Genomic DNA, 15,418 nt, shown 5'->3' with positions numbered 1-15,418 from the left:
TTTCGTGCCCGTCTTTCTTACGATTAATACTCAGTTTTATCTTTTACAAGGGCGACACCACTGCTCGTACCGATACGGGTAGCGCCTGCCTGAATCATCGCGTCCACTGCCTCACGGCTGCGGACGCCGCCGGACGCTTTAACCCCCATTTCAGGACCGACTGTTTTGCGCATCAAGGAAACATCTTCAAGGGTAGCCCCTCCAGGCCCGAACCCCGTGGAAGTCTTCACAAATTGGGCGCCGGCTTCTTTGCTTAGCTTGCAGGCGCGGACTTTTTCTTCCTCTGTTAAAAGGCCTGTTTCAATGATCACTTTAACAGGTTTACCATCGGCCGAATTGACAACCGCCATAATATCAAGGCGGACTTTCTCATCATCTCCGGCTTTCAAGGCCCCGATGTTGATAACCATGTCAACCTCATCCGCACCGTCCTCAACGGCTTGTACGGTTTCAAACCCTTTTACTTCAGAGGTGGCGGCACCCAGCGGAAAACCGACAACGGTTGCCACTTTTACCTTGCTGCCAGTGAGATTTTCTTTCGCACGGCTCACCCAACAGGGGTTGACACAAACCGCAAAAAAGCCATGGTTTCGTGCCTCTTGGCACAATTTATCAATCATCTCGTCGGTCGCTTCAGGTTTTAACAGTGTATGGTCAATATAAGATGCGATATGTTCGCTCATGAAGTTTTTCCCCTCCGGTGTTGAATTCCTAAAATCTCGTACGCTCTTTTTAATACGGGAATGTTGTTGTCGTAACCATTACGGTCCTGTTTCTTCCACGCCACTTCCGGCGACATCCAGTCCACTTTGTTAATCTCCTCCACCTGTGGAACCAATGTTCCGGACAGCGCTTCAACAAGGTAATAATGGACTTCTTTCTTGATGGTGCCAACCTCGGGGTTGTAGTAATCATAATAAATGGTCTTTAGCGGCTCGATCACCTTGCCCTGAATGCCCGTCTCTTCTTCGATTTCACGCAGAGCGGTTTGTTCCATTGTTTCTCCTTTTTCCTGCTTGCCTTTTGGTAAAGATACTTTCATATACCGGTCTTCGATTAGCATTAATTCAATTTCTTCACCCCGGCGCCGGTAGACGACACCGCCGGCTGAAATTTCTTTTACCACGGTTTATCCCTCCTTACGAACAGAATCAATAACGTATATGTTGTATAAGTTTTTACCACTTTTTCTCCATATTTTACTCTTTATTCTCTGATATTAAAAGAATCATTCATCCATCCGACATATTTTTGTTTTTTTACAATATATTTTTAACAGACCGATCAGGATAGGAGGATAAGAATGCTCCATTCACTAACTTGTCCGGAATGTTTTCTGAGTTATGTACGGGAAGATCAGAACGACCGGGAAGATTATCAATCGATTTGCGTCTATAAATGCTGTACATATTGCCGTGGTATTCGTCCAAGAATTTTTTTCAAAACGATGACGCCGCGGTATCAGGATGCTTAGCAACTATACAACAGGCCATGCCCGGAGCGCTTTTACAGCGGTTTGCGGGCTGTTTTTTTGATTTCATCGTCGGACTTGCCTGCTTTCTTTAACGCCGCCTGCGATGCTGCGTTTGACGAAACGCGAAATTCACCGAAGATGGCAGGTAATGGAATGGGCCGGTTTATATTTTTTGCTTTTTTTTCCGATACTCAGTGCTTCTCTGGAGCTTGGAGGTGCTTTTAGGCCCGACTGTCTCCATCATTTTGAGATAACCGGATGTTTCGGGCCGCCTCAAAGCGGAAGAGGAGCACGGACAGTCTCCGCTTCCCTGCAAGGAAAAACTCGCAAAAAAATAAAACGGCCCATTCCATTCGTACATTCCATTCGCACCTACATTACGTTCGGAAATGGGTTATTTATCTCCATACGTGTCTACGCAACTGCTCTGTCTCGTTCATAACCTATATCAACGGGTTCTTTCAAACAACGGCGGCAAGGAGAGTGAGAGTGGGTGGAAGTCATAGATAATGTAATCCGTACGGGAATGAGTTTAATCGGGAAGTCTAAATTCAGCTATGATTACCGACCTCCCGCATATCTGGATTGTTCGAGTTTTATTTATTATATTTTCAAAGAGAACGGTATTAATATAGGGACAAAAGCGGTTAACTACCAGGTATTTTTAGGGGAATACGTATCGATGAGGGAGCTCCGAAAAGGTGATCTCGTATTTTTTAATACAAAAAAAGAACAACAAGATGCTACCCATGTGGCGCTCTACCTGGGAAACGGCCGCGTGCTTCATATGACGAATCCAAGATATAACGTCATCGTTAGCAGACTGGATAGCTGGCTTATGCAATATTATATGACCGCAAGGCGCATCATTTAAAGAAAACTTGGCTGGCATCAAGCCGAAGGCGCAGATGGCAGCCTTAGTTGTACTGATGCATATAAGAAAGTTATGCTTTCTTATAGCCAATAAAAGCGGAGCCGATGCAGTACGTGCAAAGGCTCCGCTTTTTTTAAATAATCGCCCGTTCATGCGCTTCTTCCAGCACACGAACAAACGTCCCTTTTGAATATTCCACACCCGGTTCGTCGAGGCGGACTTTACATATTGAACCCGCAAGCGATTCGTCTGCCTCGAAAACAAGCTTCACGTAATTGTCGGAGAAACCGACATAGAGCCCGCTGTTCGGCGCTTCTTTGTAAGGTTCTTCCGGAATGACTTCCAGTACCTGGCCGACGAATTTATTGGCATAAGCAATCTTTCTGCGGTTAGACAGTTCGATTAATTCATGCACCCGGCGGTTTTTCACTTCTTCGTCCACCTGGTCTTCGAATTTGGCAGCCGGTGTGCCGGTTCGCTTCGAGTACGGGAACACATGAAGCTCGGCAAATCCCATCTCCTCGATAAAACGGAAACCGCGCTCATACATCTCTTCCGTTTCACCCGGGAAACCTACGATAATATCCGTTGTAATGGCCACATCAGGCATTGCTTTGTGCAGCTTTTCAATCGTACGGCGATATTCATCGGTCGTATATTTCCGGCGCATGCGTTTGAGCACATTGTCTTCCCCGGCCTGAAGCGGAATATGCAGGTGACGGCACATTTTATCCGATGAGTTCAGGACTTCAATAATTTCATCCGTAATCTGGCTCGCTTCAATCGAACTGATGCGGATGCGCCGTAAACCCGGCACTTTTGTATCCAAATCGCGTAGGAGGCGGGCCAGATTATAATCTTCCAGGTCTTCGCCATATCCTCCCGTATGGATGCCTGTCAGAACAATTTCCTTGTAGCCTGCGGCAACAAGTTTGTTTGCCTGTTCAATCACGCTCTCCGGGTGGCGGCTGCGCATTAACCCGCGAGCCCACGGAATGATACAAAATGTGCAAAAGTTGTTGCATCCTTCCTGGATTTTAAGTGAAGCCCGGGTACGATCCGTGAAAGAAGGCACGTCCAGCTCTTCATATTCCCGCGCTTTCATAATATTAGAGACAGCATTAATCGGCTTGCGCTCCTGCAAATACTGTCCAACATAATCAATCAGCTTGTCGCGGCCCGATGTTCCAACAACAATGTCGACCCCCGGGATCGCCATAATCTCATGTGGTGTCGTCTGGGCATAACAGCCGGTTACAGCAATAACAGCCTCCGGATTGCGGCGGATCGCCCTGCGGATGACCTGCCGGCTCTTCTTATCTCCCGTATTCGTTACGGTACACGTATTGATGACATAGACGTCTGCTTTGTCTTCAAAATCTATTTGATGATAATCGGCATCTTTAAACAGCTGCCAGATTGCCTCCGTTTCATAATGGTTTACTTTACAGCCTAATGTGTGGAAGGCTACGGTTGGCATAAGGAACCAACTCCTTGCTACAGTAAGGTTTTTATCTTTCGAATTGATAGGATATACAGGATAAGCCGTAGAGAGCGGCCGTTTCCGTGCGCAGAATACGGCGCCCGAGTGAAACAATCCTCATCCCGGCGTCTTCCGCTTCCTTAACTTCACTTTCATCAAATCCGCCCTCAGGGCCAACGACAAGCAGAACCCGGGAGCCGGGCGGAATGTCCTGCAGAGAGCGGGCTAAAGCGCCTTCTTCCTTCTCATATGCAAATAAAGCATAATCAAATTCGGGGGCCAATGCAAGAAGCCCGCGCCAACTGCAAACATTTTGGACTACCGGTACGCGGCTGCGGTGCGATTGTTCTGCTGCTTCCTTGGCAATTTTCTGCCAGCGTTCACGACGCTTTTTTTCTTTTTTGTCGTCGAGTTTGACCACCGTGCGCTGTGACGTAAACGGTAAAAAAGAAAAAGCACCAAGCTCAGTGCCTTTTTGTATAACAAACTCTATTTTATCACTCTTGGGCAATCCCTGGGCAATGGTAACATATACCGGCATTTCCCTGCTTGGCAGGTTCTCTTCAACAATGCGGGCGGTGACTTCTTCCGCACCAAGCGATTCGATGACGGCTTTTACGTCACGCCCCAGGCCGTTACAGCATATGATTTCATCCCCGGCCCTGGCCCGCATAACTTTCACAATATGGTTTACATCGTCGCCAACAATCGTGACCGTGCCGGAAGACATTTGCCCCGGCTCTACAAAGTATCGCTGCATGTTTCGTTACGCTTCCTTTTCCGCAATCATACAAACCCATCCGGATGTTAAGCTATCCCGCTCATAGATCGTCGGGGGAGCTATGGTATCGGCGGACGGATAGCTATTTCCGGGATTTTCATCCTCATCGCTGTCATACATATCGTGCATATAGTGGGTTTCACGCACGCGCAGACCCGCAGCCGCGAACACTTGTTTCACCTCTTCTTCTTTCTGCGTGATGATGCCTGAAGCAATAAAAATTCCGCGCGGTTTCAACACCGCAGCCGTCTCGTCAACGAAGCGGACAATGACCTCCGCCAGAATATTGGCGACAACAATATCCACCGGCCCCTCAATTCCATCAAGCAGGTTATTCTGCCGGACGGTCACGATGTCAGCCGTTTTGTTCAGTTTCACATTGATCCGCGAGGACTGGACAGCCACTTCATCAAGGTCTAAGGCCAGAACGGAAGCGGCGCCCAGTTTGGCGGCGGCAATGCTGAGCACCCCTGTACCGCACCCGACGTCAATGACCCGCTCGCCACCGGCAATGACCTCATCCAGTGCGCGAATACACAGCACCGTCGTCGGGTGAGTACCCGTGCCGAACGCCATGCCGGGGTCAAGTTCAATAATCAGCTCGTCTTCCTTTTGCGGGACATACTCTTCCCACGTTGGTGTAATCGTAATATGTTCCGACACTTCCACCGGTTTGTAATATTTTTTCCATGCGGTCGCCCATTCCTCCTCACGCACTTCAGCAAGAGTGACGGTACCGGGACCTGCGTCGATATCGTATAGAACGAGGTTATTAATCGCGAGTTTAATCTGATCCACCGTTTCACCAAGATAGCTGTTCAAGAGAAGGTACGCTTTAATAATGACGCCTTCCTCCGGATAGTCCTTCGCTGACAGCTGATAGATTTCCCCGTACTGGTCTTCCCACTCACGCGATAGAATTTCCGGATCCTCGATGACCACACCGGTCGCCCCGGCTTCATGAAGGATGTTGGCTACCGCCTCCACCGCTTCCTGGCTTGTGTGAATACTTATTTCGGACCATTTCACTGCTATCATCCCCTCGTTATACTGCTCTCCCATAAAGAGGAGCCATTCGCTGTTACATTTCACCACGAAGTACTTTTTTCATCTTATCAAAGAAAGAACTTTCACTAGAACCGTGCACGCCTTCTCCACTAATTTCCGCCAGCTCGCGCAGCAGCTCTTTCTGCCTGTCATTTAATTTAGTCGGAGTAACGACCAAAACCTTTACATACTGGTCCCCTTTCGTCGGACGATTTAAATAAGGGACACCGTGTCCGCGCAATCTAAACTCTGTACCGGTCTGCGTACCGGCAGGCACCTTGAGCTTCACTTTCCCATCGAGGGTCGGCACTTCAATCTCGTCGCCAAGAGCTGCCTGCGCGAATGTAAGGGGAATCTGACAGTAAATATCATTTCCGTCGCGCTCAAAAAATTCATGGGATTTCACGCGCAGGATAATGTACAGATCACCGGGAGGGCCCCCGTTAATCCCGAGTTCGCCTTCACCGCTGACCCGCATTCTTGCGCCGTCATCCACGCCCGCCGGAATCTTAATATGAATTTTACGGCGGATTCTTTCTTTCCCTGTGCCATGACATTTGCTGCATTTAACAGAAATGATTTTCCCGCTTCCTTTACATGTCGGACATACCCTGCGGTTTACGACACGGCCGAACGGTGTATTCTGCACCACTTCCTGCTGTCCGGTTCCACTGCACGTGTGGCATGTTTCCACCTTGCTGCCCGGCTCTGCGCCGGAACCGTCACATTTGGAACAGGTAGCTTCTTTCGGGATTTCGATGTCCATCTCTTTCCCAAACACAGCCTCTTTAAAATCAATTTGCAGGGTATACTGAAGATCGTCACCCTGGCGTGGCGCATTTGGATTGCGGCGGTTTCCTCCTCCGCCAAAGAACATATCAAAAATATCACCGAAGCCCCCGAAATCCGCGCCGCCGCCGAAGCCGCCAAAACCGGCGCCACCATTTGCTCCCTCATGCCCGAATTGGTCGTAAGAAGCTTTTTTCTGCGGGTCGCTTAACACTTCGTATGCTTCCTGCACTTCTTTGAATTTCTCTTCCGCATCCGGCTCCTTATTCCTGTCCGGGTGGTATTTCATCGACAATTTACGATGGGCTTTTTTTATTTCATCTGCTGTGGCTGATTTAGACAGCCCCAGCACTTCGTAATAATCGCGTTTGCTCATTCTTTTCACTCCCGCTCGCTTGACTCATACCCCTCATAATATCAGGTCACGCTAAAAAAAGTCAAAGTCAAGTTGCCCTGACTCTGACTTTTTTCCTGCTCTGTCACAATCCTAGTCGTTCTTTTTGCCCTCTTCATCGACAACTGTATAATCCGCGTCTACCACAGTATCATCTTTTTTAGAAGCGGTGTCTCCACCCTGATCCGGCTGCGCCTGCTGTTCGGCGGCCATCTTTTCGTACAGTTTAACGGACAGCTGTTGAACCACTTCCTGCAGTTCGTCTTTCGCTTTACGGATCGCCTCGTTATCATTACCTTCGAGCGCGGTCTTCAGCTTGTCTTTGGCGGCGTTCGCCTTATCGATTTCTCCGGCATCCACCTTATCGCCAAGATCTTTCACAGCTTTGTCTGTGGCAAAGATAAGCTGGTCAGCTTCATTGCGAAGTTCAACCTGCTCTTTACGCTGTTTGTCTGATTCCGCATTTTCCTCGGCTTCGCGTACCATGCGTTCGATTTCAGAATCGCTCAGGCCGGAAGAAGAGGTAATCGTGATTTTTTGCTCTTTTCCTGTTCCCAGGTCTTTCGCCGATACATTAACAATCCCGTTAGCATCGATATCGAATTTTACCTCGATCTGTGGAATTCCGCGCGGTGCCGGTGGAATATCCGTTAACATGAAGCGGCCTAACGTTTTATTGTCGCTTGCCATTGGACGTTCACCCTGCAGGACATGAATGTCCACAGAGGTCTGGTTATCGGCTGCCGTAGAGAAAATCTGGGCTTTGCTCGTCGGAATTGTCGTGTTCCGGTCGATTAATTTTGTCATGACACCACCCATGGTTTCAATCCCGAGTGAGAGAGGTGTAACGTCAAGCAGAAGAATGTCGGTTACGTCACCGGTTACGATACCCGCCTGTACAGCCGCACCAAGCGCAACCACTTCGTCCGGATTCACGCCTTTGTGCGGTTCTTTGCCGATTAATCGTTTAATCGCTTCCTGTACCGCAGGAATACGTGTTGAACCCCCGACGAGTACAACTTTATCGATTTGAGAAGCGCTTAATCCCGCATCGGATAGAGCCTGGCGAGTCGGTCCCATGGTACGCTCAACAAGGTGTGCCGTTAACTCATCAAATTTTGCCCGAGTAAGATTCATTTCCAGGTGCTTCGGACCTGATGCATCTGCGCTGATAAACGGCAGGGAAATCGTCGTCGTTACGACACCAGAAAGGTCTTTCTTCGCTTTTTCCGCAGCATCTTTCAAACGCTGCATCGCCATGCGATCCTTGGAAAGGTCGATGCCGTTTTCTTTTTTAAATTCATTGACGAGATAATCAATGATTACCTGGTCAAAGTCGTCTCCGCCAAGCTTGTTATCCCCGCTTGTTGCGATAACGTTAACCCCTTTTCCTTCTTCTTCATCATTGTTAATTTCGAGAATCGACACGTCAAACGTACCGCCGCCCAGGTCGTATACGAGGATGGTGTGGTCTTCCCCTTTATCAATACCATAGGCGAGCGAAGCCGCTGTCGGTTCGTTTACAATACGCAGAACTTCAAGGCCGGCGATTTTTCCGGCATCTTTTGTCGCCTGGCGCTGACTGTCATTGAAGTAAGCCGGCACGGTAATAACCGCCTGCGTTACAGATTCACCGAGGTACGCTTCAGCGTCCGCTTTAAGCTTTTGAAGAATCATCGCGGAAACTTCCTGTGGTGTATATTCTTTGCCTTCCAGTGTCACTTTATGGTTCGTCCCCATGTACCGTTTGATAGAGGCTACCGTATTATCAGGATTCGTGATCGCCTGGCGTTTTGCCGCCTCTCCTACAATACGCTCACCATTTTTAAACGCTACGACAGACGGAGTTGTGCGGTTTCCTTCCGGATTTGGAATAACGACCGGTTCTCCACCCTCCATAACGGCTACACAAGAGTTTGTCGTTCCTAAGTCAATACCAATTACTTTAGACATTGTAAGACTACCTCCTAGATATATAAAAAAGTAATTAACGGAAAATTAAGAGCTGACTTTGACCATGGACGGGCGTATGACGCGTTCTTTGAGCTTATAGCCCTTTTGGAATTCCTCGATGATGATGCCGGGTTCATATTCGCTGCTCTCTTCCTGCATCACCGCCTGGTGTAAATTCGGGTCAAACGGTTCACCCACACCAGGAAGCGTCGTCACACCTTCCTGGTCGAGCACCTGCTGCAGCTGGCGAAAGACCATCTCCACACCCTGCACCAGTGTGTCCATATCAGTAGCTTCCTTGCTGGCGGAAAGCGCCCGGTCAAAATTATCAATCACAGGCAGTAAAGCCTCAATGACGCGCTGTGAGGAGTATGTTAAAAGCTGCTCCTTCTCTTTGTTTGTGCGGGCGCGGAAGTTCTGCAGGTCGGCCTGGGCCCGGAGATATTTGTTATAGTTTTCTTCCTTTTCCTGTGTCAGCTGTTCAATCTTAGCCAGCAGTTCCTGTTCGCGCGCACTCAACCCTGACTCCCCGGCAGCCTCTTCCGTTTCGTCCGCCTGTGTGACATCGGAAGAAGCGGCTGGTTCGTTGTCTGTCGTGTTTTCCGGTGAATGACCGGCCGCATCCTGTTCCACCGCTTCCGTCTCTTTTCTGGTATCTTCCGTCATGAATAAATCCTCCCTAGTTTTCTTCTCCTGCTTTCATACGAATCACGGTATGTATGCGCAGAATCGCCTGGCTGACTTCTCCTGCCGTTTTTAGTGCGTGAATTTTTACAAGGGCAGGGTCTACCACCCCCTCCTGCAGCATATCCGCGCATTGCCCCGTATCAAAATCAAGCCCCATGCTGCTGCGGCCCCATTCGTCCTGGGCGGCTTTTATCAGTTCCACTTTTTCCAGTGGATTAAAGCCCGCATTTTGAATCATTTGAGAAAGCGGCCGGCGAAGAGCGTTCGCCACAGCCTCTACCCCAAACCCCTCCATCCCTTTCAAGGTCGTTCTCCACTGTTCAAGGTGGTGGGACACGTATAGTTCGGCGCTGCCGCCTCCCGGTAAATACCCGCCGCGAACGGACGCTTGGACAGCTGCCGCCGCATCTTTGGCAATTCTCTCACGTTCGCCTACCACTTCGCCTGTAGACGCACCGATAACCATTGTTGCTGCGGGAATTCCTGCACCTTTAATGACCCGGATTTGCCGGAGGTTTTCATCAAAGGAAATGCGCTCAGCTTTGCCGATAAAACGCATAAGCTCGTCGACCGTTTTATTGAGGGCCGTACGTTTTACCATTCGGGCTCCCGTGTGTTCGGCCGTTCGTTCCCGGTCGGTGCGCTTTACCCGGTGAAGCACCATAATGCCGTTATCAATACAGAACTCCTCGGCTATACTGTCACAGCTTTTTTCTACCACAACAACATTAATGCCAAGCGCGATTAATTTCTCAAGGTTGCGCCGGTAGGCTTCCTTCAGTTCGAGATAGCGCTGAAATCCGCGTTCCGTCCCGAGGGCCTCATCATCAATTTCCTCGGGTGCCAACGCATCATTAATAATCATTAGCTTGGCGTTTTCAACAGTCTGCGGCATGTCTTTTGACAGCGGATGCTGGTGAATGAGAACCCCGGGAACCACTTCATTTTCGGCGCCTTCACAAGCCGTGACAAGGTCGCTTAAACGAAAATCCTTTTCGAAAATTTTATCAATCCCAATGAGTTTGGCCCCTTCCATTACGAGGCGGGCAATGTCCTCATTTTCCCGGCCGGCAATAAGAGCGGTATGATACAGTTTTTCATCATCCAGGTTATCGATGTGAAGAGCCATTCTTTCAAGCTGGCCGGCAGCTTCCCGAACACCCTGCTGAATACCCGCAATCACTTTCGCTATCGGGACACCGCGCCTCACCTGATTGGCCCCCTCGGTAACAAGAGCGGAGGCAAGCAGGGTTGCGGTGGTGGTCCCATCACCGACTTTATCCTGCTGGGCGCGTGCAATGTTAATTACCATTCGGGCAGCGGGGTGCTTTACTTCCATTTCTTCTAAAATGGTTACCCCGTCATTTGTAATCAGAACATTCCCCTCTTCATCAACAAGCATCGTGTCAAGCCCTTTGGGACCGATTGTTCCTTCCACCGAACCAGCTACCGCCTGCACAGCATTCACATTATGAAACAGAGTCGATAACCGTTCCTCTCCGGCCTTTCGTTCGTCCATATGCTCTCCTTCTCTCTATTTATTTATCTCTTTTCGCATAGAGGCCTGCAAGCAAATCGGAGAGATCTTTCGAAATAATATCCAGTATTCCCATAACTCTACCGTATTCCATACGAGTCGGCCCCAGTATGCCCAGCGTACCGACGGGCTTCCCGTCAAGGTGATACGTCGCTGTAATAATGCTGCAGTTGTTGATAGCTTCTTCATTATTTTCTGTTCCAATTTTGACCTGAATACCTGCTTGCTGGTTTTCAAACAAGCGGACTACGATATCATTTTGCTCAAATAGTGCCAAAATATCCCTTACTTTATCGACATCCCGGAATTCCGGCTGCTTCATGATGTTGGTGGTACCCTTGAGCACGACACGCTCGTCTGTTGAATGGGTAAGCGTATTTTCCAAAACGGTAACCATCTGCTCATATTGCTGCAAGAAGCGGACTAATTCTTTGGATACTTCCGCATGGAGCTCCTGCCGCAAATCCGGCATCGGTACCCCTACAAGCTTCGCGTTTAACAGGTTGACAACACGTTCAAGTTCACCCGGCATGATTCCGTCCGGTATGGCAATTGTCTTGCTTTCCACTTTTCCGGTGTCGGTTACAAGAATGAACACCGCTTCTTCTTTAGACAAAGGGATCATCTGAACGTGTTTGAGTCTTGTGTTATTTATTTCATGACCGAGTATAATCGACGTATAATTGGTCAGGCTCGAAAGAATGGCGGCCGCCTGGTTCATTACCTGTTCGAATTCGTAGAATCGATCAGCAAACAACCGGCGAATCTGTGCTATATCTTTAGGATGCTTCAAAGGAGACTGCACAAGTTCATCCACGTAATACCGGTATCCTTTATTAGAAGGGATGCGACCCGCCGATGTATGGGGCTGTTCAATGTACCCTAATTCTTCGAGGTCAGCCATCTCATTACGAATCGTTGCTGAACTATAGCCAATATCATCCCGCTTCGAAATCGTTCTTGACCCGACCGGTTCCGCAGAACGAATGTAATTGTCTATAATCGCATGCAAAATCAACTGCTGTCTTTCTGTCAGCATACTATCCCTCCTTTGTTAGCACTCCGAGTTGTCGAGTGCTAATAAAAGCTTACTTAAAAAATACCAGACGATCTTCATAGTTGTCAACTTAGTTCAAAAATCTTGCAAAAACTTCATTTCCCAACAGAATTCCACGTTTTGTGAGGTGTAAATAGTCTCCCTCCCATTCCAGCAGGTGGAGGTTGATGAGTTCATCCACAGTGAAACCAAAATGCTGTTGAATGGTTTCCCCGAAGCGGGCGGTAAACCCTGAAGCCGATACTCCCTGCATGAGCCGGAGCCCGACCATCATATGATCTTCCATCTGTTCCTGCCTGTCCACAGCAAACTCTTCGACACGGGGCAGACCTTTCTCATGGATGAGCTGCATATATTGCTGCAGCGGACCGGCATTCGCATGACGGCGGCCCCGCACATATCCGTGTGCGCCGGCCCCGATTCCGTAATATTCCTCGTTTTTCCAGTATGTCATATTATGCCGGCTTTCATAGCCAGGCCGGGCAAAGTTGCTTATTTCATACTGGCGGTAGCCGTGCTTCTCCATCTGGTCCATTAAACACTCATACATTTCCACTTCTTCATCTTCCGTCGGAAGGAGCAGGCTGCCTTTTTCATACCATGTGTGGAACAGAGTGTTTTCTTCCACTTTCAAGCTGTAGGATGAAAAGTGTGGCAGATCGAGAGCGAACGCCTGGTCGAGCGTCGCCTGAAACAAATCGACCGTCTGGCCGGGCAGGCCAAAAATGAGGTCGATCGAAAGGTTTGTAAACCCAATCTGTTTAGCATTCGCGAGGCTTCGCAGCACCTGTTCCTTATCATGGATGCGGCCGATTTTTTTAAGCAGCGCATCATCGAACGACTGCACCCCAAAGCTGAGGCGGTTCACACCGCCGGCTTTCATCACCTGCAGCTTTTCCACATCGGTCGTTCCCGGATTGGCTTCCATCGTAAACTCCAGCGTTTCACTCCGGTTCGGAAAATGGGCAGCCACGGTTCCAAGAAAATATTCCATCTGGTCCGGCTCCAGAAACGTAGGGGTTCCACCGCCGACAAAAATGGTTTGTATTTCCTGCGGCGGATGCCTGTCCACCGTCTCTGCCATTTCTTTTTCTAATGCATATAAATAATCCCAGACAAGCTGGGGATTTTTCGTTACATAGGAATTAAAGTCGCAGTAATAGCATTTATTCGTACAGAAAGGGATATGAATATACACCGATTGTGTCACTGCTTTTCACCTTCTTCTTGTTAAAAAACTTGAGTTGGAAAGAAAAAGCGGGTGGACAAAGAGGTATTCCCCGTTATCTTCCCGCCTGCAACCGTTATCGCCCTGCCGATGATGGACGATAATCCTATCATTTTTCTGCTAGTTGTCATCCATTTTTAAGACTGCCATAAAAGCTTCCTGCGGCACTTCGACATTACCGACCGATTTCATCCGCTTTTTTCCTTCTTTTTGCTTCTCAAGAAGTTTGCGTTTACGGGAAATATCGCCGCCGTAGCATTTCGCGAGCACGTTTTTCCGCATCGCTTTAATCGTTTCACGGGCAATAATTTTTTGCCCGATCGCAGCCTGGATAGGCACCTCGAACATTTGGCGCGGGATGAGTTCTTTTAGTTTTTCGCACAGCACCCGACCACGGTTATATGCGCTATCCCGGTGCACGATAAAGGAAAGGGCGTCAACAATTTCCCCGTTAAGCATAATGTCCATTTTAACAAGTTTTGATTTTTTATAGCCGGACAGTTCATAGTCGAACGAAGCATAGCCTTTCGTGCTCGATTTTAATTGGTCAAAGAAATCAAACACAATTTCCGCAAGCGGAATCTCGTACACAATCTGCACCCGGTTCTCGTCGATATACTGCATATCCCCGAATTCGCCGCGCTTCCGCTGGCATAAATCCATAATAGAACCGACATAATCCTTCGGAACCATAACGGACGCCTTCACATAAGGCTCTTCAATATAATCAATGCGCTGCGGTTCAGGCATAAGCGATGGATTCTCAATCTCAAGCATGTCCCCGTTCGTCTGTGTCACATGGTAAATTACGCTTGGCGCCGTTGTGATGAGCGGAATGTTAAATTCTCGTTCAATTCGCTCCTGGATAATCTCCATATGCAGCATCCCGAGAAAACCGCAGCGGAAACCAAAGCCGAGCGCCTGGGACGTCTCCGGCTCAAATTGAAGGGAGGCGTCATTGAGCTGCAGCTTCTCAAGTGCTTCCCGCAGGTCATTGTAATCGCTGGAATCCACCGGATACATACCGGAGAATACCATCGGATTTACTTTGCGGTAGCCTGGCAGCGCCTCGGCTGCCGGACGGTCCGCAAGGGTAACGGTATCTCCTACACGGGTGTCGCGTACGCTTTTAATACTTGCAGCGATAAACCCTACATCCCCTACCGTTAATTCATCCACCTGTTTGGCAAAGGGGGCGAATGTGCCGACTTCGGTTACTTCGAAAACAGCGCCTGTCGCCATCATTTTAATTTTTGTGCCTTTTTTTACGACACCATCCATGACACGGACATAAATTATAACACCCCGGTAGGCGTCGTACAGCGAGTCAAAAATGAGAGCTTTTAAAGGAGCATCCGGATCCCCCGTCGGGGCCGGCACACGGGCGACGACCTGTTCCAGAATGTCTTCAATCCCGATGCCCGCCTTCGCCGAAGCGAGCACGGCATCGCTGGCGTCAAGCCCGATAACATCTTCAATTTCCTGCTTCACCCGTTCAGGCTCCGCGCTCGGCAGATCGATTTTGTTAATGACCGGGATTATCTCAAGATTATTATCCAGCGCGAGGTACACGTTGGCCAGCGTTTGCGCTTCAATTCCCTGTGCCGCATCCACAACAAGAAGCGCGCCTTCACATGCTGCGAGCGAGCGGGAAACCTCGTATGTAAAATCGACATGTCCCGGGGTATCGATTAAGTGGAGAATGTACTCCTCTCCGTCCTTTGCTTTATACGTAAGCTGTACTGAATTCAATTTAATGGTAATGCCGCGCTCCCGCTCCAAATCCATCTGATCGAGAAACTGGTCTTCCCGCTCCCGCTCACTGAGAGCCCCGGTGAATTCGAGAATGCGGTCGGCCAACGTGGATTTTCCGTGGTCAATGTGGGCAATGATAGAAAAATTGCGGATTTTTTCTTGTCTTTTTCTTCGATCCATGTCCTAACCTCCCAGGAGGAAAAAATGCACTAATGTCTATTATATCAGGTGGAAAGCCGGACATCAATTTCCATTTTATAGGAGCTATTTGCGATGTGCTCAATTTCTGTACGGAACCAATGAAATCTACGGGAAAAAATGCTTTTTTGGTTCGTTAGAACCCATTAATCCTTTTATTT

Annotated in this window: 13 protein-coding genes; 1 reads left to right on the top strand and 12 read right to left on the bottom strand. The window is 48.9% G+C overall.

Annotated features, from left to right (window positions below; translation table 11 throughout):
* Nucleotides 1–23: 23 nt before the first annotated feature.
* Both deoC and H525_RS0108160 read right to left on the bottom strand, forming a co-directional pair.
* The gene (gene deoC / locus H525_RS0108165; RefSeq protein ID WP_027415810.1) at nt 24–683 is read right to left on the bottom strand and encodes a deoxyribose-phosphate aldolase; all 660 of its coding nucleotides are present in this window, start codon (nt 681–683) and stop codon (nt 24–26) included.
* Nucleotides 680–1,063, bottom strand: coding sequence for an NUDIX hydrolase (locus H525_RS0108160; protein ID WP_245590432.1), 384 nt, complete (start codon nt 1,061–1,063; stop codon nt 680–682). The genes deoC and H525_RS0108160 overlap by 4 nt, the downstream gene beginning before the upstream one ends.
* A 904-nt stretch (nt 1,064–1,967) precedes the next feature.
* Here H525_RS0108160 and H525_RS0108145 point away from each other — a divergent pair.
* Entirely contained in the window at nt 1,968–2,348 is a 381-nt protein-coding gene (locus H525_RS0108145) for a C40 family peptidase (RefSeq protein ID WP_027415807.1), read from the top strand.
* 133 nt (nt 2,349–2,481) lie between these two features.
* Here the strand turns inward: H525_RS0108145 and mtaB are convergent, their stop codons facing one another.
* The 10 genes from mtaB to lepA form a co-directional block, all read right to left on the bottom strand.
* Nucleotides 2,482–3,828, bottom strand: a complete 1,347-nt coding sequence (gene mtaB / locus H525_RS0108140) for a tRNA (N(6)-L-threonylcarbamoyladenosine(37)-C(2))-methylthiotransferase MtaB (protein ID WP_027415806.1) — start codon at nt 3,826–3,828, stop codon at nt 2,482–2,484.
* A gap of 31 nt (nt 3,829–3,859) precedes the next feature.
* Nucleotides 3,860–4,591: a 16S rRNA (uracil(1498)-N(3))-methyltransferase gene (locus tag H525_RS0108135; protein WP_027415805.1), complete on the bottom strand. Its 732-nt coding sequence runs from the start codon at nt 4,589–4,591 to the stop codon at nt 3,860–3,862.
* A gap of 6 nt (nt 4,592–4,597) precedes the next feature.
* The gene (gene prmA, locus H525_RS23300) at nt 4,598–5,641 is read right to left on the bottom strand and encodes a 50S ribosomal protein L11 methyltransferase (RefSeq protein ID WP_081413297.1); all 1,044 of its coding nucleotides are present in this window, start codon (nt 5,639–5,641) and stop codon (nt 4,598–4,600) included.
* A 52-nt stretch (nt 5,642–5,693) separates the two neighbouring features.
* Complete coding sequence (dnaJ, locus tag H525_RS0108125; protein ID WP_027415804.1) at nt 5,694–6,824, bottom strand: molecular chaperone DnaJ; 1,131 nt, start codon at nt 6,822–6,824, stop codon at nt 5,694–5,696.
* Between the two features lie 111 nt (nt 6,825–6,935).
* Nucleotides 6,936–8,795: a molecular chaperone DnaK gene (dnaK, locus tag H525_RS0108120; protein ID WP_027415803.1), complete on the bottom strand. Its 1,860-nt coding sequence runs from the start codon at nt 8,793–8,795 to the stop codon at nt 6,936–6,938.
* A gap of 45 nt (nt 8,796–8,840) precedes the next feature.
* Nucleotides 8,841–9,461 (bottom strand): nucleotide exchange factor GrpE, encoded by a 621-nt coding sequence (grpE, locus tag H525_RS0108115; RefSeq protein WP_027415802.1) that lies wholly within the window; start codon nt 9,459–9,461, stop codon nt 8,841–8,843.
* A gap of 13 nt (nt 9,462–9,474) precedes the next feature.
* Nucleotides 9,475–11,001, bottom strand: a complete 1,527-nt coding sequence (locus H525_RS0108110; protein ID WP_027415801.1) for a TCP-1/cpn60 chaperonin family protein — start codon at nt 10,999–11,001, stop codon at nt 9,475–9,477.
* Between the two features lie 19 nt (nt 11,002–11,020).
* On the bottom strand, nt 11,021–12,058 hold the full coding sequence (gene hrcA / locus H525_RS0108105; RefSeq protein ID WP_027415800.1) for a heat-inducible transcriptional repressor HrcA: 1,038 nt from the start codon (nt 12,056–12,058) through the stop codon (nt 11,021–11,023).
* A gap of 88 nt (nt 12,059–12,146) precedes the next feature.
* Entirely contained in the window at nt 12,147–13,286 is a 1,140-nt protein-coding gene (hemW, locus tag H525_RS0108100) for a radical SAM family heme chaperone HemW (RefSeq protein ID WP_027415799.1), read from the bottom strand.
* Nucleotides 13,287–13,424: 138 nt separating this feature from the next.
* Entirely contained in the window at nt 13,425–15,239 is a 1,815-nt protein-coding gene (lepA, locus tag H525_RS0108095; protein ID WP_027415798.1) for a translation elongation factor 4, read from the bottom strand.
* Nucleotides 15,240–15,418: the final 179 nt, after the last annotated feature.

The organism is Aneurinibacillus terranovensis DSM 18919 (assembly GCF_000430625.1).
Taxonomy (GTDB): domain Bacteria; phylum Bacillota; class Bacilli; order Aneurinibacillales; family Aneurinibacillaceae; genus Aneurinibacillus_B; species Aneurinibacillus_B terranovensis.
The sequence above is the reverse complement of the archived record's forward strand: the minus strand, read 5'-3'. Positions and strand labels throughout refer to the sequence as shown.